This is a genomic window from Enterococcus avium (assembly GCF_002891025.1).
In the GTDB taxonomy this organism is placed as follows: Bacteria; Bacillota; Bacilli; order Lactobacillales; family Enterococcaceae; genus Enterococcus_A; species Enterococcus_A avium.
Genome location: NZ_NBSL01000003.1, coordinates 1,158,862 through 1,182,667, shown reverse-complemented (window position 1 = coordinate 1,182,667; position 23,806 = coordinate 1,158,862). Strand labels below are relative to the sequence as shown.

At 37.1% G+C, this 23,806-nt stretch carries 25 protein-coding genes and 1 pseudogene; 12 read left to right on the top strand and 14 right to left on the bottom strand.

The window, feature by feature from the left end; genetic code table 11:
* Nucleotides 1-51 precede the first annotated feature (51 nt).
* Nucleotides 52-717: a helix-turn-helix domain-containing protein gene (locus AUF14_RS21275; RefSeq protein ID WP_102866639.1), complete on the top strand. Its 666-nt coding sequence runs from the start codon at nucleotides 52-54 to the stop codon at nucleotides 715-717.
* 84 nt (nucleotides 718-801) lie between these two features.
* Here AUF14_RS21275 and AUF14_RS21270 read toward each other — a convergent pair whose 3' ends face one another.
* The 3 genes from AUF14_RS21270 to AUF14_RS21260 all read right to left on the bottom strand — a co-directional run bounded on the left by AUF14_RS21270 (nucleotide 802) and on the right by AUF14_RS21260 (nucleotide 2,804).
* Nucleotides 802-1,350, bottom strand: coding sequence for an ECF transporter S component (locus tag AUF14_RS21270; RefSeq protein WP_016178180.1), 549 nt, complete (start codon nucleotides 1,348-1,350; stop codon nucleotides 802-804).
* Nucleotides 1,340-2,158, bottom strand: a complete 819-nt coding sequence (thiD, locus tag AUF14_RS21265) for a bifunctional hydroxymethylpyrimidine kinase/phosphomethylpyrimidine kinase (protein ID WP_070505127.1) — start codon at nucleotides 2,156-2,158, stop codon at nucleotides 1,340-1,342. Before thiD ends, AUF14_RS21270 begins: the two co-directional genes overlap by 11 nt.
* Before the next feature lie 109 nt (nucleotides 2,159-2,267).
* Nucleotides 2,268-2,804 (bottom strand): PadR family transcriptional regulator, encoded by a 537-nt coding sequence (locus tag AUF14_RS21260; RefSeq protein ID WP_034876033.1) that lies wholly within the window; start codon nucleotides 2,802-2,804, stop codon nucleotides 2,268-2,270.
* A gap of 107 nt (nucleotides 2,805-2,911) precedes the next feature.
* Between AUF14_RS21260 and AUF14_RS21255 the strand changes: the two genes are divergently transcribed.
* Both AUF14_RS21255 and tnpA read left to right on the top strand, forming a co-directional pair.
* Nucleotides 2,912-3,445, top strand: a complete 534-nt coding sequence (locus AUF14_RS21255) for a phenolic acid decarboxylase (RefSeq protein WP_016178183.1) — start codon at nucleotides 2,912-2,914, stop codon at nucleotides 3,443-3,445.
* A gap of 203 nt (nucleotides 3,446-3,648) precedes the next feature.
* Complete coding sequence (tnpA, locus tag AUF14_RS21250; RefSeq protein ID WP_028020983.1) at nucleotides 3,649-4,116, top strand: IS200/IS605 family transposase; 468 nt, start codon at nucleotides 3,649-3,651, stop codon at nucleotides 4,114-4,116.
* 118 nt (nucleotides 4,117-4,234) lie between these two features.
* Here the strand turns inward: tnpA and aspD are convergent.
* A pseudogene (gene aspD, locus AUF14_RS21245) lies at nucleotides 4,235-5,821 on the bottom strand (aspartate 4-decarboxylase); the annotation flags it as partial.
* Nucleotides 5,822-6,156: 335 nt separating this feature from the next.
* On the opposite strand from aspD, the gene AUF14_RS21240 reads away from it, so the two are divergent.
* A complete protein-coding gene (locus tag AUF14_RS21240; RefSeq protein ID WP_016178185.1) occupies nucleotides 6,157-6,411 on the top strand; it encodes a hypothetical protein in 255 nt (84 codons plus the stop codon).
* Nucleotides 6,412-6,571: 160 nt separating this feature from the next.
* Here AUF14_RS21240 and AUF14_RS21235 read toward each other — a convergent pair whose 3' ends face one another.
* A complete protein-coding gene (locus AUF14_RS21235) occupies nucleotides 6,572-7,306 on the bottom strand; it encodes a YdcF family protein (protein ID WP_016178186.1) in 735 nt (244 codons plus the stop codon).
* 99 nt (nucleotides 7,307-7,405) lie between these two features.
* On the bottom strand, nucleotides 7,406-7,666 hold the full coding sequence (locus AUF14_RS21230) for a DUF6442 family protein (RefSeq protein WP_070505128.1): 261 nt from the start codon (nucleotides 7,664-7,666) through the stop codon (nucleotides 7,406-7,408).
* A gap of 327 nt (nucleotides 7,667-7,993) precedes the next feature.
* On the opposite strand from AUF14_RS21230, the gene AUF14_RS21225 reads away from it, so the two are divergent.
* Nucleotides 7,994-8,608 carry a histidine phosphatase family protein gene (locus AUF14_RS21225; protein ID WP_227131908.1) on the top strand — a complete coding sequence of 205 codons (615 nt, stop codon included), beginning with the start codon at nucleotides 7,994-7,996 and terminating at the stop codon, nucleotides 8,606-8,608.
* 503 nt (nucleotides 8,609-9,111) lie between these two features.
* Here AUF14_RS21225 and AUF14_RS21220 read toward each other — a convergent pair.
* Both AUF14_RS21220 and AUF14_RS21215 read right to left on the bottom strand, forming a co-directional pair.
* A complete protein-coding gene (locus tag AUF14_RS21220) occupies nucleotides 9,112-9,606 on the bottom strand; it encodes a GyrI-like domain-containing protein (protein WP_016178190.1) in 495 nt (164 codons plus the stop codon).
* Between the two features lie 76 nt (nucleotides 9,607-9,682).
* A complete protein-coding gene (locus AUF14_RS21215) occupies nucleotides 9,683-10,639 on the bottom strand; it encodes a GIY-YIG nuclease family protein (protein WP_016178191.1) in 957 nt (318 codons plus the stop codon).
* Between the two features lie 244 nt (nucleotides 10,640-10,883).
* Here AUF14_RS21215 and AUF14_RS21210 point away from each other — a divergent pair, with 244 nt between their 5' ends.
* The 5 genes from AUF14_RS21210 to AUF14_RS21190 all read left to right on the top strand — a co-directional run bounded on the left by AUF14_RS21210 (nucleotide 10,884) and on the right by AUF14_RS21190 (nucleotide 15,175).
* Nucleotides 10,884-12,473 carry an NlpC/P60 family protein gene (locus AUF14_RS21210; protein ID WP_016178192.1) on the top strand — a complete coding sequence of 530 codons (1,590 nt, stop codon included), beginning with the start codon at nucleotides 10,884-10,886 and terminating at the stop codon, nucleotides 12,471-12,473.
* Between the two features lie 130 nt (nucleotides 12,474-12,603).
* Nucleotides 12,604-13,131, top strand: a complete 528-nt coding sequence (locus AUF14_RS21205; RefSeq protein ID WP_070505129.1) for a GNAT family N-acetyltransferase — start codon at nucleotides 12,604-12,606, stop codon at nucleotides 13,129-13,131.
* Nucleotides 13,132-13,535: 404 nt separating this feature from the next.
* Nucleotides 13,536-14,102, top strand: coding sequence for a TetR/AcrR family transcriptional regulator (locus AUF14_RS21200; RefSeq protein WP_016178194.1), 567 nt, complete (start codon nucleotides 13,536-13,538; stop codon nucleotides 14,100-14,102).
* A gap of 21 nt (nucleotides 14,103-14,123) precedes the next feature.
* Nucleotides 14,124-14,549 carry a flavodoxin domain-containing protein gene (locus tag AUF14_RS21195; RefSeq protein WP_016178195.1) on the top strand — a complete coding sequence of 142 codons (426 nt, stop codon included), beginning with the start codon at nucleotides 14,124-14,126 and terminating at the stop codon, nucleotides 14,547-14,549.
* 20 nt (nucleotides 14,550-14,569) lie between these two features.
* Entirely contained in the window at nucleotides 14,570-15,175 is a 606-nt protein-coding gene (locus AUF14_RS21190) for a DUF975 family protein (RefSeq protein WP_070505130.1), read from the top strand.
* A 352-nt stretch (nucleotides 15,176-15,527) separates the two neighbouring features.
* Here the strand turns inward: AUF14_RS21190 and AUF14_RS21185 are convergent, their stop codons facing one another.
* Genes AUF14_RS21185 through AUF14_RS21170 form a run of 4 tightly spaced genes read right to left on the bottom strand, consistent with a single transcriptional unit; the run spans nucleotide 15,528 to nucleotide 19,225 of the window.
* Nucleotides 15,528-16,982, bottom strand: a complete 1,455-nt coding sequence (locus AUF14_RS21185) for a sensor histidine kinase (protein WP_016178197.1) — start codon at nucleotides 16,980-16,982, stop codon at nucleotides 15,528-15,530.
* The gene (locus tag AUF14_RS21180) at nucleotides 16,979-17,668 is read right to left on the bottom strand and encodes a response regulator transcription factor (protein WP_016178198.1); all 690 of its coding nucleotides are present in this window, start codon (nucleotides 17,666-17,668) and stop codon (nucleotides 16,979-16,981) included. The genes AUF14_RS21185 and AUF14_RS21180 overlap by 4 nt, the downstream gene beginning before the upstream one ends.
* Before the next feature lie 52 nt (nucleotides 17,669-17,720).
* The gene (locus tag AUF14_RS21175) at nucleotides 17,721-18,500 is read right to left on the bottom strand and encodes an ABC transporter permease (RefSeq protein WP_070505131.1); all 780 of its coding nucleotides are present in this window, start codon (nucleotides 18,498-18,500) and stop codon (nucleotides 17,721-17,723) included.
* Between the two features lie 11 nt (nucleotides 18,501-18,511).
* On the bottom strand, nucleotides 18,512-19,225 hold the full coding sequence (locus AUF14_RS21170; RefSeq protein WP_016178200.1) for an ABC transporter ATP-binding protein: 714 nt from the start codon (nucleotides 19,223-19,225) through the stop codon (nucleotides 18,512-18,514).
* Between the two features lie 283 nt (nucleotides 19,226-19,508).
* Here AUF14_RS21170 and AUF14_RS21165 point away from each other — a divergent pair, with 283 nt between their 5' ends.
* Nucleotides 19,509-19,823: a hypothetical protein gene (locus tag AUF14_RS21165; RefSeq protein WP_016252558.1), complete on the top strand. Its 315-nt coding sequence runs from the start codon at nucleotides 19,509-19,511 to the stop codon at nucleotides 19,821-19,823.
* 46 nt (nucleotides 19,824-19,869) lie between these two features.
* Here the strand turns inward: AUF14_RS21165 and AUF14_RS21160 are convergent, their stop codons facing one another.
* Nucleotides 19,870-20,157 (bottom strand): hypothetical protein, encoded by a 288-nt coding sequence (locus AUF14_RS21160; protein ID WP_016178202.1) that lies wholly within the window; start codon nucleotides 20,155-20,157, stop codon nucleotides 19,870-19,872.
* 247 nt (nucleotides 20,158-20,404) lie between these two features.
* Here AUF14_RS21160 and AUF14_RS21155 point away from each other — a divergent pair.
* A protein-coding gene (locus tag AUF14_RS21155) for an IS3 family transposase (protein WP_227656418.1) occupies nucleotides 20,405-21,825 on the top strand; the annotation gives its coding sequence in 2 pieces (ribosomal slippage) (nucleotides 20,405-20,882 and nucleotides 20,882-21,825; 1,422 coding nt in all).
* A 134-nt stretch (nucleotides 21,826-21,959) separates the two neighbouring features.
* On the opposite strand, the gene AUF14_RS21150 is transcribed toward AUF14_RS21155, so the two are convergent.
* Entirely contained in the window at nucleotides 21,960-23,744 is a 1,785-nt protein-coding gene (locus AUF14_RS21150) for a sigma-54-dependent Fis family transcriptional regulator (protein ID WP_016178205.1), read from the bottom strand.
* Between the last annotated feature and the right edge of the window lie 62 nt (nucleotides 23,745-23,806).

Genomic DNA, 23,806 nt, shown 5'->3' with positions numbered 1-23,806 from the left:
GTAGAAAAATCATTTCTTTCATTTATGATGAAATTAAAAGGAGGACGTAAAGTGGAGATCGGAAAGCAAATCAAAGAACACCGAAAAAGAATGGAATGGACACAAAAGGGACTAGCAGCAAAGCTCAATGTTTCTGACAAAACAATATCGAGTTGGGAAACAGGCAGAACCTATCCGGAATTGTCGCTTCTGGTGGAATTAAGCGAACTGTTTAACACATCGCTGGATGAGCTTTTAAAAGGAGATGAAGAGGTTGTGAAACGGATCGATAAAGATGTCAAATTGAAAAAGGTATATAAATATGGATTGATCGCGACTTTACTAATCGTTTTCTCCGGAATCATCTTTCTTACCCAATACCAGAACCAAAATCAATGGGTGGATCGTTTCAATCCATTTATGGAAATGAAGATCGGCTACGCGACACTACCAACTTCGGTTACTTATAATGATGGAAAAAAATACAAAGAGGATGGGAAGAAAGAACAGTATCCTGATCCATATAAGAATATTTGGGTAGCAGATGATCCATTTGGAGAGGGGATGCTGCTGGATTTTCAAGGTGGACAGGCTCCAGAAGGCAAGAATTATGCGTTGGTGCAGCACAAAGGCACCTATGTAAGAAGAATCTCATTCATTTCATGGAAATCCATTCCAGGGGGTTATCGTGATATTATGAGTAAAGACTATTTTGAAGTACCATCAATGAAAGAATAAAAGAGAGATCAACAAATCAATTGATTTGTTGGTCTCTCTTTTATAAGCTTTCGCCCCTGCCAAGGACGTTTATTATAGCACAACTTAAGCGGGTTGATTATGAAAAATTATCTGCATTGCATGTCTTAGTGGAAAATAGACCAGGCTGACGATCAAAATTGTTGAAAAAATATTGATTACCGTTGCGGGCATTGTAGCTAAAGCCGCGAAGAAAGCGGGTTTCAATTGAGCACCAGCGATCATTGACATAACGGTTGCTTTGATTACAGACATAATAAACTTGGCAATGCCAGCACAGATTCCGATAATGATGATTTGACGAATCCGAGTTGGCTTGCGCTTGAAAAATGAGAAGGCGAGATAGGCAGCGGCACCCACAATAAAGCTTTCGACTAAAAAGTAGGGGGCTTCAGCAGCAAAGCCATTTAGGATGTCAAAAATAAAGAAGCCAATTCCACCAGCTAAGGCTCCTTGCCAATAACCAATCAACAGCACTGCTAGAAGAACCACCGCATTTCCAAAATGTAGAAAGGCACCGGTTGGCAAAGGGATCTTGATCATTGTTCCCATTAAGGTAAGTGCTGCAAATAAGGCAATTAATACCAGGTTTTGAATTCGTTTATTACTTTTCATCTGAATACTCCAATCGTTTTTCTCCGTGGGTGTAGGCACCGTGCCAGACATGACCAACATACGGGTTGATTTGTTCTCCCATAGAAATGGCTGCCTGAACAAAATCAATCGCTAATTTGATAGCTTGTTCCACCGGATAATTTTTTGCCACTGCCGCAGTAATGGCTGCTGCAAAGGTGCATCCGGCCCCATGATTGTAAGGAGTATCAATTACAGGATGCGGATAGCTTTGGAAGCTTTTTCCATCATAATGAAGGTCGAGTGTCTCTTTCGTATCTAACCGTGCGCCGCCTTTGATGACTACATGTTTCACACCTAGCAGAGCGATCTTTTTAGCAGCTTCCTGCATTTGCTTTTTAGAAGTCAGTTCTCCTAGTTCAGATAAAATACCCGCTTCTCGTAGATTCGGTGTTACGATCATCGCGCGAGGAATTAATTTTTCTCGCAAGTCTCGAACTTGATTGCTTTTGATGAAATCTTGGGTTCCTTTGCCACCAATCACTGGGTCAACGATCAGCGGAATCCCTTTAGGAATTAGTGTACTAACCAATTCGATCATTTCTTGAGAAGGTAACAATCCTGTTTTTAAGGCATCGATTGTTCCTGCGAAGATTGACACAAGTTGTTCCTGCAGTATTTCCAAAGGAAGTATCCGTAAATGGTGAGAGCCATTATTCGGATCTAAATTAACGATCGAAGTAATTGCGGCAAACCCAAACGTTCCGAATTCTTGAAAGGTTTTCAAATCAGCTTCTAATCCACCGCCGCCAGTCGCATCTGAACCGGCGATTGTTGCAACTTTTTTCATATAGTAATGCTCCATTTGTTTTTTATTAGCATATCTTTTTGTCTTACCTATGAAAACAGCCAATTGGATTTGTTTTCCCTCATCCAATTTTTATTTGGAGATTGAATACTCAGGCTCTTTTTGTCAAGCTTTCCAGCCAGCTTAAATATTCCTCCTCGCGATGAATCGCATGCATCAGGATAAGGTAATGGCCATAGTTTTCTTTAATCTTTTTATCAGGAAAAACGGCTATTTTTCTGTCTTCTAGATGCTCCAATTTTTTTTGATGCAAGTCGATTTGCTGTTGAATCATTTCCGGTAGGCGCTCATCATCAATACTTTTTATAAAATATAATTTCAAAACAAACTCGTCTTTATTGGTTGGTAATTCTGTTAAGGGTTCATTAATCCATTCGAGTAAGGCCATTCTTCCTGTTTTTGTCAAGGAGTAAACTTTCTTTTCAAGTTTTGTTCCCACAATCTCAGTTTGAAAATCAATCCAGCCTTTTTTTGTAAGCTTAGATAACTCAGGATAAATTTGACTGTGCTTCGCTTGCCAAAATTCACCAATTTCTGTAGTAAACGCCGTTTTTATATCGTATCCAGTTTTTTTATCGTCTTGCAGCATTCCTAGAATAATGTATTGTAATGTATTTTTTTGTGCGATGTTAAACATCTCCCTTGACAATTGAATAAAATCATTTTATCATAATCACGTAATCTAAAACATGTAAATAATTACATGTTGTCAATTGACTGTTTGGAGGGATTAATTTGAAACAATTTAAAACATTGGAAGATTTTGTCGGCACACACTTTATTTATACGTATGATAATGGTTGGGAATACGAATGGTACGCTAAAAATGACCACACTGTGGATTATCGGATTCATGGAGGAATGGTCGCAGGACGCTGGGTGAAAGATCAAGAGGTGCAAATGGATCTTTTAACTGAAGGTGTTTATAAAATTACTTGGACAGAACCAACTGGAACTGACGTAGCGCTTGATTTTGTGCCAAACGAAAAGAAACTTCATGGTACCATTTTCTTCCCAAAATGGGTAGAGGAACATCCAGAAATCACTGTTACATTCCAAAATGAACACATCGATGAAATGCTGGAAGCTAGAGAGAAATATGAAACCTATCCTAAGCTAGTTGTTCCAGAATTTGCGAACATTACTTATATTGGTGAGGCAGGGGAAGACAACGAAGATGTGATCAGTGAAACGCCTTATGAAGGAATGCCAGATGATATCCGAAATGGCAAATATTTTGATGAAAACTATCACCGAATCAATAAATAGCAAAAAAAGTTCAACATTCTAAAAGAGTGTTGAACTTTTTTGCTATTTTGTTAATGACTTTAGTCAGTTTCGTTCGCGGAGCGTACGAAACAAGAAAACCGCGCGCTTCTACGCGTGGATGGAATAGCTTTAGCGATAAAAACTCCTTTCGATATACTAATAAGTGGCTACCAACCGCTTATTTTATCGAAAGGAGTTTTTCTATGTCTAAAGACGACAAAAGTTTATCACATACTAGATGGAATTGTAAGTATCACATAGTCTTCACCCCAAAATATAGAAGAAAAGTAATCTATGGGGAATTAAGAAAAGATATTGGAAGAATTTTGAGGAAGCTTTGCGAGATGAAAGAGGTAGAAATAATCGAAGCACACGCAATGCCAGATCATATTCACATGTTGGTAAAAGTACCACCAAAAATAAGTATCTCGCAGTTCATGGGCTACTTGAAAGGAAGAAGTGCGACGCTTATCCATGAGCAGCATGGAAACTTAGTCTATAAATATGGAAATAAAAGTTTCTGGTCAAAGGGGTATTACGTGAGCACAGTCGGTCTGAACCAGAAAACAATTGAAAAATATATACGAGAGCAAGAATCAGATGATCGAATCCGAGATAGTATAAGTAAACGAGAATACGTTGATCCATTCAAAATGAAGAAAAAGAAATAAAGTAGCGAGCGAAGAGCGGTTGGTGGTCTTTTAGAAAGCTCCATTTATGGAGTAGGCGAGTAGTGACCTCTTCTAGAGGTGTTAAAAAGCCACCCGTTCTCACGGGTGGATGTGTTACTTTCATCCATTGGTCGCGAATTTCATCGGTCAAGCGGATGATTCGTTTTCCAACTTCGGGGTATTGATTCGTGGCTAGGTTAGCTAAGGAAACGCGTACCGCCCACTCGCCGCTGCCAAAGGCGTTAGCCTTCAGTAACATCAATTGTTCTTTTTCAGCTAGAGAAGTTAGAACTTTTGTGACTGTCCACTTATTTTTTAGATAATCAGCAAAGGCATTACCGTACCGCTTACGGGTCCAATCTTCGTAATTGATCTCGCAGTAATAAGCAGTGTCTAGATCTTCAAGTGGTTCCTGCAGACCTAAAGTATTGAAGAGCAGCTTTTCCCGTTGGCGGCAAATATCCATTACTTCGGCTTTATAAGCTTTTCCTTCATCTAATAAGCTGTACAAACTGAACATCACCATCATCACTTGTTGTGGAGCGGACAAACCAGCAGCATGATTTAAAGCAACGTCACGGCTGTCAGCTACAATTCGATCAATAAAGGTGATTGTTGTCGGATCAGCGGTCAGTGAAGCGTAACGTTCATTTAATTTTTCAAGCTTTTCTTGTGGCAAGTTAGCAATCAGTTCGTCAAATAAATTATGTTTAGCAACGGCGATTGTTCCTACACGCCAGCCTGTTGCGCCAAAATATTTCGAATAAGAATAAATGCAGGCTGTATTGTATGGAATCTCCGAAAACAGGGAAGTGAAGACAGGGACGAATGTGCCATACACATCATCAGTTAAAATCATTAATTCAGGATTATCGGTTGCAACAATTTCTTTCAGCAAATCAATAGTCGGTTGAGCTAGGGCATTTGCTGTCGGGTTGCTTGGATTTACTACAAAGACTGCTTTGATATCGGAATCACGCAGTTTATTGATTTCTTCATCTGGATATTGATACGTCATTTTGCCATCAATCATCGTTTGTTTGGCTTGAACTTTAACAATCTCAAACGCATATTTTGGCAATTCGGGAATTTCTAAATAAGGTGCGAAAGTTGGTAACATCAATGCGATCTTATCACCATGATTCAATAAAAAATTATTAAACAAAGTATCAAAAATATAACAGATCCCCGCAGTTCCACCTTCCACAGCGAAAATATCAAAGGGAATGGTGCTGTCAGAAAATAGCTCTTGATTTAGGTAAGCTTTGATCGGACCTTCGCAGGCACTTAAACAGCGTACTGGATTTGGGTAGTTATCTCCGATGATATGATCCAACATATCCGTTAACCAAGCTTCTTTTGGCATTCCTAAATAATTGTTGTCAGAAAACCAGATTTTTTTTAAGAAGTTGGCTCCTTTTCCCGGATGAGATTCTAAGAAATTAGTAAACCGTTGTCCACGTCCAGTATCTGATTGGATCATTCCCGCGGTTAATTCACCAGTACCATAAAGTGTTTCCTGTGTGGCAAATTGACCAAGTAAAAAGAAGGCTTCCCGCGGAGTAGGAGCGGTCCAGTTAGGATTTCCGCGTCCAGCATTCAGTAGGTTGGTAACATTTTTATTTTCATGAATCTTTTGTTCCAAAAAGAGACTTAATTCAAAGGGACTTAATTCTTCTAAGGCTTGTTCAGTAATTGTTGACACAAATACGACTCCTTCTACACTGTATTTTGATTCTATAGTAACGAGAATTGTTTTTAAAACAGCGTAAATACGCTTAGAGTTTATGAGAAAGTTTCTGTTAAAACACAAAGAAATAAAGTATGTTTTTTCTTCGAATTATCTTTTAAGGCTGGTATAATAGATAAGTTAACGCTTACGAAAATATTGGGATAATTTTCACGGTTTTCCCGATCAGATATCAGTCTTTCGCCCCATGTAAAACGGTAAAAAAAGAGGCATACTATTCCTATAAGTTAATTGTCGTGCAAATTGATGGATAATGAAGTATATATAAAGAGATTAAGGAGGGATCAGAGATGGATCAATTAATAGCTATTGCGTTCATCGCATTATTGGTTTTCTTTGTCGTAAAGGTGGGGTCAATCTTGTGGCGTATCGCTGGCGTATTGTTTTTACTATTTATCATTTACATGTATAAAGACCAAGTCATCACGCAAGTTCAGAATTTTATTGCTGACCCCAATTTTGGTGGATTATGGCAGAGTGTTTCAAGTTTCTTCGGAGATTTGTTTGATAAAGTCGCAGGATTTGTAAGTACAGTAATTGAATAGACTGAAAGAAGTTCTCAAGGTGAGGGCTTCTTTTTATTTTGGATTTAAATTTTTTAAAGATCGGATGGATCGAATCGAAAAAAATATTTGAAATTTTAAATCAGCTAAACAAGCTAGAACGAGTCTCTGCTTCCTAATGAAAGTAGAGACTCGTTCTAGCTTATTTTCTATCCACGTGAATTAAATACTTTTGACATCTTCGATAACTTGCTAAAACATTTTCGGGTACCTCGACATGAGGAATAAAATTCGTACCATTCGGACCGTAACCATGCTCATCATCATTTAATCGACGAATCTCACCAATGACTAGAGATAAGAAATAATCTGGCTTCCACCATGTGTCCATTAGCGGATTTTCGAAATGGGGGTAAGTATCAAAGTCTATCAGTTTTGGTTGCTCAAAGAAAAGCGGTTGAATCGCAGACAATTGTAGCTCCCATTCCTTACAAAAGGTAACATGGCTGCGCTTTTGTACCATAGGGTCTTGTACTAGCCAAAAGCTTTTCGGAGCATTCTGTTTAAATAGGTCACGAGAAAAGCGAGCATTTTCACCAGTATTTGTTGATTTCTTTTCTAATAGCAGCTCTAAATCACGTGAACAATAATGTAAGAAAATTTCTTGAGTGATCTCTGCTTCAGACAGATGTCGCCATTCTGGACGAACAAATTCTGGATACATTTTTTTGCAATTTTCAATCAAGGGTGCGGTACCGTGACCGATCCCGCCTACAAAAACGACACGTTGAATTGCAAGTTCCTCTTCACAAAACTTCGCAGCGGAAACAATCAAATGGGGCAAACTATTGCCGGCGATAATGAGAGTATCAGATTCAAAACGCGGATTATCTTGGATTGTTGTGAGAAAATTTACGAGTGTAGCAAAATCAGACATGGTGTCCTCCTTAATATTTCGTTGAATAATAGCTTATATAATAGTAGCAAAAAATTAGACAGAAAAAAACTGTTGGTGAATTTTACCAACAGCGAATAGCTAAAATAGATAGCGGATGAAAAAGAAAATACATAAAGCAAACAGGATGACGGATAAGGTCAACCATGATTTTTGCTTGATCCAAAGAAATTTTCCGTAACAAAATGACGCTGCAGCTCCTGTGACAAGACTGACTAGGTCCATTATTTCACTATCTTCGATAATACGGGCCATTAGTAAAATACTAAAAAGTATCATGCTAAATATCCCTGCCGTCGCTAGAGCTAAATCTGTACTCGTTTGTTTTCGATTTTTTTCCATCCGTTTCCCTCCAATCTATGGGGTTCATCTATCAAATTAATTTATTCGTTATTTTCGAGTTGAAATCATAGTTTATATAAGCTTTTTTAGGTCTAAATAAAGTGTAACTGAGGCGAAATGATGAGTATTGTTCTTTTTATTATAATTGAAGCCGATTACAATGTCACGTGTTTAAGAATTTACTATTTGATAAAAGAGCTGTTTTTTGATTTTATTGACGACGAATAAGTTTTTTGGTATCAAATACTGTATAGTAGTGTATACTTGATGGGTGAAATAGAACTAGATATATTAATGGAGAGTTATTAATGAATGGGGTGTGAACGCGTGACAACTTTTTATTTTGTAAGACATGGGAAAACTGAAAACAATGCGGAAGGACTTTTTAACGGGGGAACCGTTGATTCGCCCTTGATTCCGTCTGGAGTAGAAGCGACAAAGCGAATGGGGAAGCATTTAAAAACTGTTCAGTTTGATGTGGCGTTGTCCTCTCCGCAAAAACGTGCACAGACAACAGCGAAGCTTATTCTTGAGGAAAATCAAAATCCACCAGAGATGAAGATTATTGAGGATTTGCGAGAAATGCGTTTGGGAGATTGGGATGGCAAAAAGATTGATAAAATTACTGCTGCCTATCCTGAGGATTTGAAAAATTATCGCACCCGACCTGATTTGTTCGATGCGAAAAAATTTCATGCAGAATCTTATATTGATTTGATTGCGCGAAGTACAAGGGTAATCGAAGATGCAAAAAATGCGTTGCCTGATGGAAATGTTTTAGTAGTAAGTCATGGGATTTTATTGATGGCTTTACTAAATACGTTAAAAGGGGTACCTTTAGCAAAAATCCGCGAAAGTGGAATCGTAGATAACTCCAGCTTGACCATTCTAAATTATACGAATAACAACGTTCTTTTTGAGTTGTGGGGCCAATCATTTTAAATGAACAAATAATGAATAAGTAGCTTAGCAAAATCATTTCTAGCTTGCTATATACATTTTTTCAATATTTTGTTTATATGGAATATTTTCTGAGTAGAATTTGTTAATTGTTGATAGATGTGTTCGTTAAAAGTCTAAATGATAAAAACAGTTATTTGTGGCTTTTTTAATTGACATAAAATATGAGAAAATAACAGGGGTTTTTCAGGGATTTTCGAGATAAAACACTTAGTTTTTACTTATAAGTGATCACGTTAAGTATATTTTAGTAAAAAAATAGTTTGGACTCTCTCGTATTGAAGTATGAACATTAAAAATAACTTTTAAAAAACTCTTTAGCGTTCTATGCTAGAGTGTTTTTTTAATTTCAGTAGGAGTCATTCTTTTGTGGGTAAAAAAATGTTCTGTTAAACCTCGAGGAATTAAAAATATCAGAAAGAAAACCAAAAATCCCTTCGAAATTTTATTCGAAAGGATTCTCATTTAATTTTAATGTATAGAGTTTAATTAGTTAATAGGTCTTTTCGTTTTAGACGATAAGTCAACTCGATCATCGTTTCCTGGTCTTCCAACGGAACAGAAGCATCGGTCAAAAAGTACTCATAACTACGGAAGGTAAAGATGCCGTTTTCCTGCTTAATCGCTTCGATCAATTCTTTATAGGAATCTGTCAGATCGTCGTAGTCTCCCACATACAATGTACGAACGGCCTGATAGCTAGGTAATTCGTAGCTTTGAAATTTTTCAGTAGAGGGAATTTCCTTATTTATTGGAAAGCCGATTTCTACATCTAGCAGTTCGTCCTTCGGCTGTCCATCACTGTCGAGATTCAAATAGGAGATAAACGGTGTGCCTACCAGTTCGGCCCCATTTTTTTTGATGTATTCTAATAAATCTACAAAAGAAGTTCCGATGTAATTTGGCAAGTGCTCATGCGAAATGTGTGTAGACATCGAAACGATTGTTTTTGCTGGTTTGGTAATCTTCTCAATTTGCATTTTTATCCCCCGTTTCATAACACTTACGATGATTGTAACAAGGATTGAAATCGAATACAAATGGGAACTATCTATTTTACGCTTCAAAACCCAAAACTTGTCCGTGTTGATTTAAATAATTAAAGAAAATAGGGAACAGGTCTACATCCGCCTTTTCTAACCGTTCTTTAGAAGCAAGACGTTGCCAGGTTTTCTTTGAAATATCTTTTTCCAATCTTTTTTTCGCTTGTTGAAAGGTCGGTTTACGGTGATAGACCACTCGATTCAACAACTCTCCTTTAGCGTAGAGATAACAATAATAGACGCCATCTTCTTGTAGTATCCCAACAAACGTCTGATTTTGCATAATCTGGATCAGCTGCTTATTACGTCGCAAAAAGCGTTGTACAGTTAGATAATAATTCCACCATTGAGCAGAGGCTTCATAATCCTGTCGTTCACTCGCCGCTTGTACTCGCTGATCAATGCGGGTCAGTAAAGCAGTAGATTGACCTAAAAGAGTCTGTTTGATCTCCTGAATACGCAATTCAAATTCCGCCTCTGGTGTCATATCATCGTAGTTTTTAACGATTCCCGCTACGTATTTTAATGGGCCATCTAAACGATAGGTACTATTAATAATTTGCTTCAATTCTTGGATTTTGCTTTGTTTAAAAAAAGGACCGATGACTAAGCCATCTTCAGACCATTCACTTAAGACTTTCAGATACGGAGCTTTATCAATAAATTGAAAGTAGCCGTAACCTTCATAGTAATTCATCATTCGATTATAACGAGGGCGAATTTGATGAATTAAATGGCATTCTAATAAGAGAGCATCAAATTCTGTATCGACCGTTTTGTAATCAAAATCATCGATCCAACGAATCATTTCTAAAACTTTTCGTGAGTGCTGCCTATTTTGAATAAAGTAAGAATTGACTCGTTGTTTCAAATTTTTTGCTTTTCCCACATAGATAATATCTCCGTGCGTGTTTTTCATCTTATAAATTCCAGGTGATTTTGGTAAATTCTTAATTTTCTCTTTTAGCATCGTTTCACTCCGTTTGTTCGATTTGACAAAAAGACTTTTAATAAATCGTTTAAAAGACTATTCCAGAATCAATTTTTTAAGAAATTTGAAAATAATTGAAAAGTAGGCGTTTTTGGTCTATTCTCTGAAAAAATAATCTAAAATATCAAAAAATGCAGTTGTTAAACAATGACCATCCATTTCTATTGTGTTATAATTAATTACGTTAAGAAAGCAATGAGAGAGAGAAATGGAGAGATGTTAAATGTCAAATAAGGTTTTGACCAGACGTGAATTGCGTCAACAAAAGCGACAGAAGACCATCAATTACCGTAACATTAAAAAAGGTTCTGCTGTAGTAGGTACGGCACTAGTAGCGGTTTCAGTAGCGGCACCACTACTAAACACTAACGAAGTAGAAGCTGTTGAAGGAAAAACAACCGCCACCACGTCAAATGTTGATAAGAAGGCTTTCATTAATGAGATTTCAAATGAAATCAAACCGTTAGCCGAAAAACATGACCTGTATGCTTCAATTATGATCGCTCAAGCCATCGTTGAAAGTGATTGGGGACAAAATGAATTTGCGAAAGCCCCTTATTACAATCTCTTTGGTTTAGAAGGTCAATACAAAGGTCAATCTGCAATGTTGGATAAAACGAACCAAGAAACTGGTGCTACTGAAAAGAAAGAAATGAAGCACTACGGTTCTTATAAAGAAGCAATCCAAGATTATATTGAGATCATTAAGACAACTTCACGCGATGGCAACGAAAATTATTTCAGCGGCACATGGCGCAGTAACGCTAAAGATTATCAAACAGCTGCTGAAGCACTAAAGGGACGTTTTAATGACGATGAAAGTTATGTTCAAAAATTGGTTTCAGTGATTCAAGAAAATGATTTAACTAGCTATGACGCAACTGAACCAGTGACACCGCCAGTAGCACAGCCTGCTATGGAAACTCCGGCACAACCACAAGAGTATACAGTTCAAACTGGTGACACGATTAATTCTATCACGGATCAATTCGGAATTGGTGTTGATGAGTTTACTGAATGGAACAAGATTGATAATAACATCATTTATGAAGGACAAAGAGTGGTCGTTGGCAATGGAACAGCAAGTGAAGAAACAGCTCCGGTTGTTTCAACTACTCCTGTAGAAACAGCAACACCAGTCGAAAACACCACTCCAGTAGTTAATGAACCGATTATTGATAATACACCGGTACTAGAAAATACACAAGTACAAGAGGAAACAAATAAAGTACCAGAAGCATCAGTTGTAACACCAGATGCAGTACAGCCAACGCCAGAAACGCCAGTTCAAGAAGAACAAGCACCGGCTGAAGTACAAACACCAGAGCAACAACCTGAACAAACGCAACCTGAACAAGTACAGCCAGAACAAACAACACCTGAACAACAACCAGCACCAGAAACACCGGCAACTTCAGGTGAGCAGCAACAAACAGCTCCAGAACAAACAACTGATTCTCGGGGTCAGCAAATTGTTAATGAAGCGGAAAAATATATTGGCACACCTTACGTATGGGGTGGAAAAGATACTAGCGGCTTTGACTGCTCAGGTCTTACTCAATATGTTTATAAGCAAGTAACGGGGAAAGATATCGGTGTTTGGACTGTGGCACAAGAATCATCAGGCACAACAATTGATGTTAGCCAAGCACAACAAGGTGACCTATTATTCTGGGGTGACCAAGGATCAAGTTATCATGTGGCAATCTCAGCAGGAGGCGATCAGTACATTCATGCTCCTCAACCAGGTGAAAACGTGAAGTATGGTTCGACTCAATATTACGCACCAGATTTCGGAGTTCGCGTATACTAAAATTAACTTAAAAATAATATCCAAGCAGGCTTAATTCACATTAATCTGCTTGGATATTTTTTGATTGATTAATAGAAATAATATCCGCTAAATTAAGTGACGACATTTTTGAAAATGATAGGAGAGTAACTTGCGAGAAAAACTATTGAAAACAGAGCGTCTTTACTTTTCGTTTTGGTCAGAAATCGACATAGCTTTAGCAGAACAATTATGGGAGAACAAAAAGGTAACGCATTTTATTGCTAAGAACGGCTGCCTTACAAAAGATCAGGTGATTCAACGATTATCTTTAGAAATTCAGAGTCAAGAGGAGTTTGGTTTTCAGTATTGGCCGCTCTTTTTTAAGCAAAACGATAAGTTTGTTGGTTGTTGTGGGTTGCATCATTACGATTTAGAAAACCGAATTTCCGAACTTGGCTTTCATTTAGTTCCTGAAGCATGGGGAAAAGGCTTGGCTGCTGAAGCTGCTAGAGCAGTAATTTCTTATGCGGAGGCTCAAACAGATTTGAAGGCATTATTTGCGGGACATCATCCGGAGAATCATGCCTCTAAGAAGTTATTGCAAAAATTAGGGTTCGAATTTCAAAGGAAGGAATATTATGAACCAACTGGATTGGAGCATCCATCATATTTGTTGAAATTAACTTTGAAGGAATAGCTGATGAGATCTAGGAATCTTGTCAGCTTTTTTTTGCTTCCCCTTATTGAAAATGGTTCGAATGTAGTAAAAAAAATGATTATGTTTTCTTTTGGGATATCCCTCGATCTGGAAATCTTTAAGTACGTGGCTAGTTTGGTCAAATAATTTATCAAAATGTTGGATCGACAATATTTGGCTGATGAAATAGAGTTAGAAGAACCGGAAGCATCGGTTGGCATAGAAAAAAATCTGTAAGTGTAAAGCATAATACTTTAGTTTGCTTCTAATTAAAATGGTTGGTCATTTAGTTGACTGACCTTTTTTTGATTTTCTATTGACTGGACTAAATAGGCGTGCTATAGTTTAATCAAGGATTAATCATGATTAAACCATGGTTAATGAATCGTCAGGAGGTATAAAAAATGGAACAATCAGATGCACAGAAAAAGATCTTAGATACTGTTGTTACAGCGATGCAGGAAAATCAAAATATTGAAAAATTGACGAACCGTCAAATCGCAGAAAGAGCTGGAGTGAATAGTGCATTAATCAATTACTATTTCAAGTCAAAGGAAAATCTTTTACTGGAAGCAGTCAATATCTGTATGGGGAATCTATTTGAAGATATTATCCAAAGAACTTCTACAGAAGCAGATCCGTTACGTCGACTGAAGGAAATGATCCAAGGAATCGTCAGCTTAGGCTACCAACATTATCCCTTAGTCAAAATTTCTATTCTGAATGAAATGAATGATGGCGGAATTGGCACAAACAAAATGATTCAGCCAATTTTGAAGGAGATTTTTCAAGCAGAAAAATCAGAATACGAGCTTAAACTTATTGCGGCTCAGCTGCTACTGCCATTGCAGGTGATATTTTTAAACGCAGACAGCTATCAAAACTATTTGCAGAAGGATTTAAAATCAGTCGAAGAAGAGCAGGAAATGTTGGTGGAGACGATTTTCAAAAATTTATCACTAGTCCAGTAATTTGAGAAAGGGTGTAACAAAATGAAGAAGGTTGCAGTTGTTTATAGTTCCAAATCAGGTACGACAAAAATTTGTGCAGAGTACATCGCTGCACAGATCGTTGGTAGTCAGTTAATCAATTTAAACGAGGTAATACCGGATATTTCAGCATATGATGCGGTGCTAATCGGGTCAGGCATTCGCATGGCGAAAATGTATAAACCGGTCAAGAAATTTCTAGCAAAGAATTCACAGCTATTAAATTCTAAAAAAACGATTCTGTTCCTCAGCAACTTTTATCCGGAAACGATCGATAAAACACTTGAAAAGAATCTCCCTAAAAATCTCGTAGATCAACTAGATGTAGTAGAGTGCGGAGGGTTGGCACCGTTCACTAAAGTAACAGATTGTGCGTGGCTAAAATCTGAGGAGATCGATGCGTCACTGGCAAAGCATGGATTGATTTAAAAATGAAAGGGTGAATTAAGATGTTTTATCGAGCAGAATATAAACTGGTCGCCAAAGAACGTTTGCAGGGTAGTTGGAAATATATGGCTGGAATCTATGGGATCATCTTTGGATTGATTCTATTTTATGGACTATTCAGTCATGTTCCGATTTTAGGGATCAGTCTCAGTGTAGTTTGCGGAAGTTGTTTATTATTTAGCAGTATCCGGATGAATCGAAAACTGCACCATGATGAGAAAGTGCAGCTTGCTGATTTACTCAGTGGATTTAGTCATTGTTTTAAATGTGTCGGGTTGTCTTTATGGATTGGAATTTGGGTCACTTTATGGTCTTGCTTATTGGTTATTCCTGGGATCGTTAAATTATACAGCTATAGCATGGCCTTCTATTTTTTAGAAGAAAATCCGAGGATCAGCATTCGAGAAGCATTAAATAGAAGTAAAAAACTCACCAATGGAAGAAAGTCTCATCTATTCGTTTTACAGTTGTCTTGGTTAGGTTGGATCACACTGTCGATTTTGACCTTTGGTCTCTCTTTACTGTGGTTGATGCCATACATGGGTGTGACAGAGTACGCGGCGTTTGCAGATATGCAGAGTCAAGAATCTCATGTTTTTGAAGGATAGTTTCTCTGCTTTCCAAAAGAATAGTCACTAATTAATTCCATAAATAGAATATTCGCTGACCGAGAAAAGTCAATCCTATATGTCGATTTTTCAGCATATTTGTGAATGGTTGGGAGCCTTTCACAAGGTCGATAATGATAAAACACTAGTGAGCTTCTCATCGATTGGAAGAAGTTCGCTAGCGTTTTAGTTTGTCATAAAGCGACAGAGTAAATTTTGATTTTTGGGTCTTTCAACCATAAGGGATAATTCAAAAGCCTATTGAGTCGATTCGATAGCAGAAAATGAATTTATTTTTCTGATCTAGTCTTTATCGCAAATTATCTTTTTTGTTCAGCCTTATTCACTTATTTTACAAAATTACTCGAAACATTTTCTCGTGCTCGTTTAATTCAACAAAGGAAATTTTGCCCCCGTGCTTCTCAACGATCTTCTTGCTGATTGCTAGACCTAAGCCACTGCCATTTTTTGTGGTGCGAGAACTGTCTCCGCTGACAAAGGGTTCAAATAAATGTTCTTGTAATTCTTTTGGAATGGGATTGCCATTATCCTTAATCTCTAAAATCACTTGATGATTTAATGGATAGAGTCGAATTTGAACAGTCGTATTCGCTGAATTATGCTGGATACTATTACCAATCAGGTTGTCAAATACACGACGTAGTTCAATTGGATCGCCAAAGATTTCCAATGGATCATCTGTCAGATCAATAATCATGTCAATCTGATTTTTTTCAGCTAAATCTAGATGTTCCAATAATACTTCGCGAAGTAGCTCAGATAGATCAATTTTTTGTTGCTGAAGGTGATAGTCAGGACTTTCGAGTTTTGAGAAAACCAATAAGCGATTAACAAGTTCATTCATGTGATTTGTCTTCGTAATAATCGTTTCCATTGTTTGATTCAATTTATCTTCGCTAACTAATCCATCTGCTACAGCTTTAGCAGAACCATGAATAGTGGTGATGGGGGTTCGCAAGTCATGAGCCATGTTCGCAAATAGCAGTTGCCGTTCTTTTTCATAGAGGACTCGTTGTTGTTCAGCTTCTTCCAATTGCCTTGCCATATGATTGAAGGAATCTTCAATTTCCACGTACTCATATTCTGCGTTCATATGAATCTTTTTTGAGTAATCGCCATTTTTTATTGTACGTAATCCATTAATTAGAACAGTGTTCGGAGCGATGAGATGCTCTTTGACTGATTTAGAGTAGCGTTTCAAACAGAAGATGAAAATTAATAATAATGGAATAAGTAGAAGTACAATATTTTTTAAATTAGCTGATGCGGTTGCTGAGTAAAGTCGATTAAAGACCAACATAAAGTTTCCACGAATCGTTTTTTGTGGCATCTTAGTTATACAAACGTACTCATGACCGTCTACTCCTTTGAAGGGAGCAAAGGTAGCCATATATTTTGTTTGTTGATCGTTAAACTTAAATGAAATAATACCAATTTGATAGAGCTTTTGATTGATTATGGATTGTAGCGCGTCCATTTCTAATAATTCATTTTGTGAGTAGTGTATTTTTTTTTCTGCTACTTTTCCTTTGGTGTATATGACATTATTCTCTTCATCTAGGATTTCTAACCATCCATCCAGATCTTTTAAGGTAGAAATATCGATTTTTTTATAATCTGGACGGACGATAGTTTGAGCACATAAGTTCTTAATCATCTCATTGGTACTAGAAATAAAAAACTGAGCCATCGTACCAAATAATGAAACCAATACTAATAATAGAAGCGAAGTCGTAATATATTTTTTAGTCAAAAAACGTCCAAGTGTTTTAGGCTTCTTCTTCATGGCAGTATCTTATATCCCAATCCGCGGATTGTTTGGATATAGGATTCCTCCTCTCTGGTTCCCAATTTTTCTCTAAGACGGCTGATATAGACCATGATATTATTGTCATCAACGATATAAGTGTCTTCCCAGACAGCTTCATAAATCTGCTTTTTAGTGAAAACACGGCCAGGGGAGCTCATTAGTAACCGTAAGATTTTGAATTCAATCGAGGTTAATGCGATTTGTTCATTTCCTTTGAAAAGGAGGCATTGTTCAAGATCGAGAGTCAGATCATGTAGGTCGATTTTTTTCGGACTGTTTATCTCTTGGGCACCTAAAGAATAGAAGCGGCGAAGCTGAGCGCTGACGCGCGCTACCAATTCTAAAGGATCGAAAGGTTTCGTTACATAATCGTCTGCACCAATATCCAGTCCTAAGACTTTATCTGCACTCGCGTCTTTCGCAGTTAAGAAAATGATCGGTATATTTTTTTCTGCTCGAATTTTTTTGATCAATTGATAGCCATTCATTTTTGGCATCATGATATCTAAAATCGCCAGATCAATTTTTTCTTGCTGAATATGTGCCCATGCATCTTCCCCATCTGTTGCGGTAAAAACGGTGTAGCCGTCTTTTTCTAAATATAAAGTGACGAAATCAATGATTCCTTGCTCGTCATCTGCTACTAAAATTGAGAATCCCATTGAACAACACTCCTTTGCTCATCTATTATTCTCTATTATACCGTTCAAGAAGCTATTTTATATCTACTCTTTTAAAAAGCAGGGAGGTTGATATCAAAATACAAGCGATGATTAAGATGGAAGATAAAAGTGCAGGAATTAGATTTTCCGCTTCTCCACTAATCAAATGATTGCTGACCGACAACGCTGAATATTTCGCAAACTCAAATGCATTGCTGTTAATTAAATAATTGACCGCAAACAAACTAACTAATGAAAGGATAAAGGCGATAAAAGGAGATAGAAATAATCCCGCAAGTAAAGCAATTGCCATAAATAATGCTAGGTGTAAAAGGATAAACCCAATCATTGCTACTAAGTTAGGAAAATCAATCGTCGCAGAAGAGAAGCTCGCATTTCCGATAGAGGAATTGGCAACAAAGAGATAGTAACTACCAACCGCAGTGAGTGTAAACAGGACAAAAGCTCCAATTGCTGCAGTTGTAAGAGCAAAAAATTTCGCGATGATGATTGGACCTCGTTTACCAATTCGTAGCAAGGTCATTTTGATTTGTCCGCTAGTAATCTCGCCAGAAAACTGAAAAGCTGTGACTAAAATCAGTAAAATCCCCCAAATTCCCAGCGTACTGAAAAATCCCCACATTGCTGTAACAAAGTCAAGACAAGCAAACGTTCCATCACTAGATATCCCTTCACCAGTAAACGTTAATCCGCCTGTCGAAATACCAAATGCCATGATTACGATCAAAATTGATGGGATCAACAGAATTAAACTATTTTTTCGTTTCAATGTTTTGATTATTTCCATTTTATAAATATTCCATATTTCCATGATGATTCCTCCTATTTCATTTGCTCAATTAATTGAGCCTGCTGGTTTTCAACGTGCGTGTTCTGATCAGAATAGCTGATAACTCCGTTGCTTAATACCAAAATATTGTCAGTCAAATCGCAAACCTCCTGCATTTGATGGCTGGAGAAAAGAATCGCTGTACCATGCTCTCGACAGAGTTTTTGTAACAATTCTTTAACTTCTTCCACACCAATTGGGTCCAAACCCACAAATGGTTCATCTAAAATCAATAGCTCTGGTTTTGTAATCAATGATAGGGCCAAAGCCAAACGTTGCTTCATACCGAAAGAAAAATTTTTGACCTTTTTCTTGGATGCGTTGCTCAGTTCCACAAACTCTAAACTTTCCATAATCATCTGTTTTCTTTTTTTTCGAGGAATCGAGTCAATTAATCGAATCGAAAGCATCAAATTATCATAAGCATTCAAGTCTTCATAAAATTGAACATCCACTAATGAACCAATTTTCATTTTCGTTTGTGTATCTGTTGTGTTTAAGTATTGTCCGTTAAAAGTCATCTCCCCTTGATAGTTTGCCGTTAATCCCAAGATACATTTCATCAAGGTTGTTTTTCCAGCACCATTTCGTCCCAACAAACCAGTAATTTTCCCTGGCAGCAGTTGCAAATTAATCCCTTTTAAGATCTCGTTTTGTCCATAGCTTTTCCGTAAATTATTAATTTCTAAAATGGTTGTTGTTACCATGATTCTTTCCTCCTCATTGTTTTTAAAATAGGTTGAGCATATATTACTCAATCAAAATATTTAAGCAAATCTTCTGTTCCTCATGACTACAGTATAGAGAGGAAAACTTGCATAGAACTGGACTTAACCTTAAAGTAACCTTACAAATAAAATAAAACGAAATAGTTGGAGCTTTAGAGATAATCAGTTAGTATTTATTAATTTTTATCATATTTTGGTATAATTAATTTGATATAATCGGATGATTTTTGGTGAATGAAAAAAGGGATATGGGGTGAAGAAGATGGCAAAGTCTTTCCAATATTTGAAGTCATTTCTTAATAATTGCGGTATACCAACGAAGAAGGCAGAGGCTGACGCAATTTTATATGAACTGATTGTTTCAATAAAAGTAGATCCCGCACCGAATTTCATTCAACATGAAAAGATAAAGGACGCTGTGGATTGGGAAATTTATGGTGAGGGTGTGTATAAGGGAAGAACTCATTTAACAAAAGAAGAAATAAAAAAGCTGCTAACAAAGGAGTTGTGTTTAGTAGAAGAGAATGTGCTTGTAATTGATGTGACAAATACTATTGTAAACGCAAAAAGTAAATAGAAAGAGGAAAATCTGCAGGCAGATCTCCTCTTTTTAACTGCTTGTATTATTGAAAAAAAAGCCACGAGCCAATGGCGATAAAAGATAATGCAATGAGATAGACGAGGACACTGGTACAAAGGATGATTAATTTACCATTTTCATTAAGAATATTGACTTTGAAAACAGGTAAAAATAAATCATATTTGTGAAAAAGGAAGACGCGACCGGCAACAATCCCAGCAACAATTCCGAATAATAGCAGAAAAAGCGAAAGGCTGATGGTGGACGTAACCTTCAGAAAAATGGAAGACGTTAACATGACAGCATAGACATATTTTTCCAAATTGATCACCTGATTCCTTTAATTATTTAGTTTCTCCCTTTATTATACGAAAATGAAATGTGAAACTGCTGCGGATTCTGTATATTTTACTGTCGTTTTTTTTACTCATCATAAAAAAAACGGGAAAAAGAAACAGCAATAAGTGTAATCAGCTTGAAAGACATCAAGTAAAAACCGAACGAGCATAAGCTTCTTTAATTGAACCGACCCCCAAAAGTTAGACCAAAAATCTAACTTTTTGGAGGTCGGTATTTTTATGACTGAATATGGCTTTGAAATCAAGCTGAAAGTTGTTCAAGATTATTTAGATGGAAAAGGTGGCTATCGCTATCTAGCGAAAAAGTATGGAGTTAAGAACGCGGATCAAGTAAGAAGCTGGATTAATTCCTATCAACAATTTGGTGAGGAAGGACTCTTTCGAAAACATTATGATAATACTTACTCTGTTCAATTCAAGATGGATGCGATAGAGTTATATCAAACGAGTGAGTTGTCCTATCGTGAAGTTGCCAATAGACTCGGTATGAGGAATCATGCTCTGATTGCCAGTTGGATGCGGAGTTTTCGAGATGATGGTATCAAGGGACTCTCAAAACCGAAAGGACGTCCACCTACCGTGCCTAAGAAAAAAGAAAAGCCAAAGAAAGATTTTGTTAAAGTAACATCGGAAGAACGCGACCGTATTAAAGAATTAGAAAAACAAGTCCGTTCACTTCAGATAGAAAATGCCTTTTTAAAAGAACTGAGGAAGCTGCGAAATCAGGAAGCCCAACAAAGACGAACGAATCAATCGCACGAATCATCCACAGCCTCCGAGGATCCTTCAAATTAGTTGAGCTTCTTGAGACCTTGGACTTTCCTAAAGCAACGTTTATGTACTGGCAAAAACGATTTGACAGAGAAAACCCTGATCAAGAAATTGAAGCCGAAATGCTTCGTATTCGTAAAGAACATAAAAATTATGGCTGTTTACGAATGACGAACGAACTAAAGAATCGTGGATTCCATGTTAATAAAAAGAAAGTCCAACGTTTGATTCGAAAACTAGGAATCGAAGTGCGTTCATACACGCGGAAATCACGGCGCTACAGTTCTTACCGAGGAAAAGTCGGGAAAGTGGCGAAACACCGGATTCGTCGTCACTTTTATACGACTATTTGTCACCAAAAAATTACGACAGATACAACAGAGTTCAAATATCTTGAAGTGGACACCAAAGGCGTGATCCGTCAGAGAAAGTTATATCTGGACCCGTTTATGGATATGTATAATAGCGAGATTCTTTCGTACCGCATCTCGGAAAAGCCAAATGCCTTGGCAATCATGGAAGGCTTAGAAGAAGCCATCGCGATCACGAATGATTGCCCGTATCGTCGCACTTTCCACTCGGATCAAGGCTGGGCCTATCAGATGAAAGCCTACCGTCGAAAACTAAAGAAACAGAAAATTTTTCAAAGTATGTCTCGTAAAGGAAATTGTTTAGATAATTCCATCATGGAGAATTTCTTCAGTCTTATAAAACAAGAAATTTTTCATGGAGAAACCTATCACAGTTTTGATGAACTAAAAACGGCGATTGATGATTTTATCTATTACTACAACAATCACCGGATGAAACAGAAATTGAACTGGAAAAGCCCTGTTCAGTTTCGAGAAACAGCACAGAAGGCGGCATAATCGCTTAGCTTAAGAAACAAAAAACGGAGTAGATTTCTCTACTCCGAAAAAAGTCTAACATTTGGGGGTCACTTCAAATAGAAGGATTATGCTCGTTCGGTTTCTTTTTAGAATGGAGCGACTAATGAAGATTTTTAGTCTGTCTTCAAATATCGCCACAATGATGTTCGGCTGATCCCTAGTTGTTCCGCGGTTTTTGTTTGGTTGCCATTGTTTTGCTCTAACACGTTTAAGATGATTTCTTTTGAATAATCAAAAAGCGTCGGATTTTCAACTTTTGTTTGTAAGGTAAAGCTTCCCAGATGCGAGTCTGAGAAATGTTGAATCAACCGTTCTTTTTTTAACAACTGAATCACTTGATGCTCAGAAATGTAATGAGTGGTTGCATTGATGACTAATTCCTTAAGAGCGGATTGTAGCTGATTGAAATTTCCTGGCCATTCGAAGGCTAGAAATTCTTTTAAGGCATTTGGTTCAAAACCAAGTACATCTTTATTGCATTCGATGTTTATTTTATTCAACAATAATGTAGTGATCACACTCAATTCATGTTTTCGTTCCTTGAGAGGCGGGGCGTAGATACTGGCGCAATTTAATTCAAATAATAAACGATTATAGATTTTCTCTTCACTAGCATTATTGGTATTATAGGTGAACAACAAATTATTTCTTTGCAGGAGCTTGGTGTTTTTAACGATTGTAATCAGCTGTTCCGCGTCTCTTACTGAAAGTTGTTCGATGTTTTGAAAGAGCAGGGTATTATGCTCATCAACCAATGGACCATTGGTGGGATTTACGAGAAATTTCCACATTTTTTCATTCATCAGCTTGGCATCAATTGAGATTAGTTGATTATTATGCATTTCTTGATTCAAAAAGGTCTGATAGGCAATACTGGATTTGGCGGTTCCGGTCTCGCCGACGATAATGATAGAATTGTAGAAATTTTTGATTCGTTGCAGATTTCTTTTTGTTTCCTCTTGAATAAATTGAGTAAATAAAAGCTTTGTTGTAAAAATTTCTTCCACCTCAGAGCGCTTTTGGTAAAAAATGCCAAAGCGATTATTTATGATAGGCGGGGTCGAAATTTTTAGAATACAGCTATAGTAGGTTCGCTCATCAACTATTATTTTTTTTACATTAAGCATATAGACCCTGTTTTTAAAGGTATGATAGTATTGGTTTTCGTCTGTCATATCTTTTTTTGTGTTTAAAAATTTGGCGATCGAGCTGGATAAATCATTCGACGTATTTGCATAATACACCTGAAAGGCCTCATCAATGATGATAAAATCCTGTTTTTGCTGGTGAAGACTTTCTTCCAAGACTGATTTCTCATGAATGACTCTTTTTAATTGTTTGGCAATCGTCAAAGCCTCCTGGTAAGCATGCTTGATACTTTCAAACCCCGAAGTGATCAAAATAGTATTAATTGATTTCGTCAGTGCGAGCCGATTCGTGATGGCGTCGCACAGAATCATTTCGTATTGCTCCTCGATTAAGATATCCAAGGTCATACTCGTATCCGTTGATTCATCTAATGTGATGATTTTAATCGTGTATCCTAAAATATCACAAAGCAAATGAGCCGTTTCAGTAATACTGGCGTAGCCGACAATTGCGAAATTTTCTGTATAGTTTTTAGCTAAACGTATGGTTCCAAGAATATCGTAAATGGAAATTGAGACATCAATCACTGGAATTGAGACTACCTGACGAATTAAATCAGCAGTTCCTCCACGAGAAATGATCGCATCATAGTCATTTTCAAACAGCTCTGAGGCAATTTTTTGTCCTTCTTTCAAATCAGCTGTATAGATGTCGGATTCTACATCAGTAAATTGTTTACTGACGATACTCATGGAATTATTTAGTTCTTCATAAGGAGCAATTCCTAAAATTTTGATTTTTGCTGACATGCTTTTTCACCTCTTGTTTCATATTGGAACAATTATACATCTTTTTATTTAAGGAAAACATC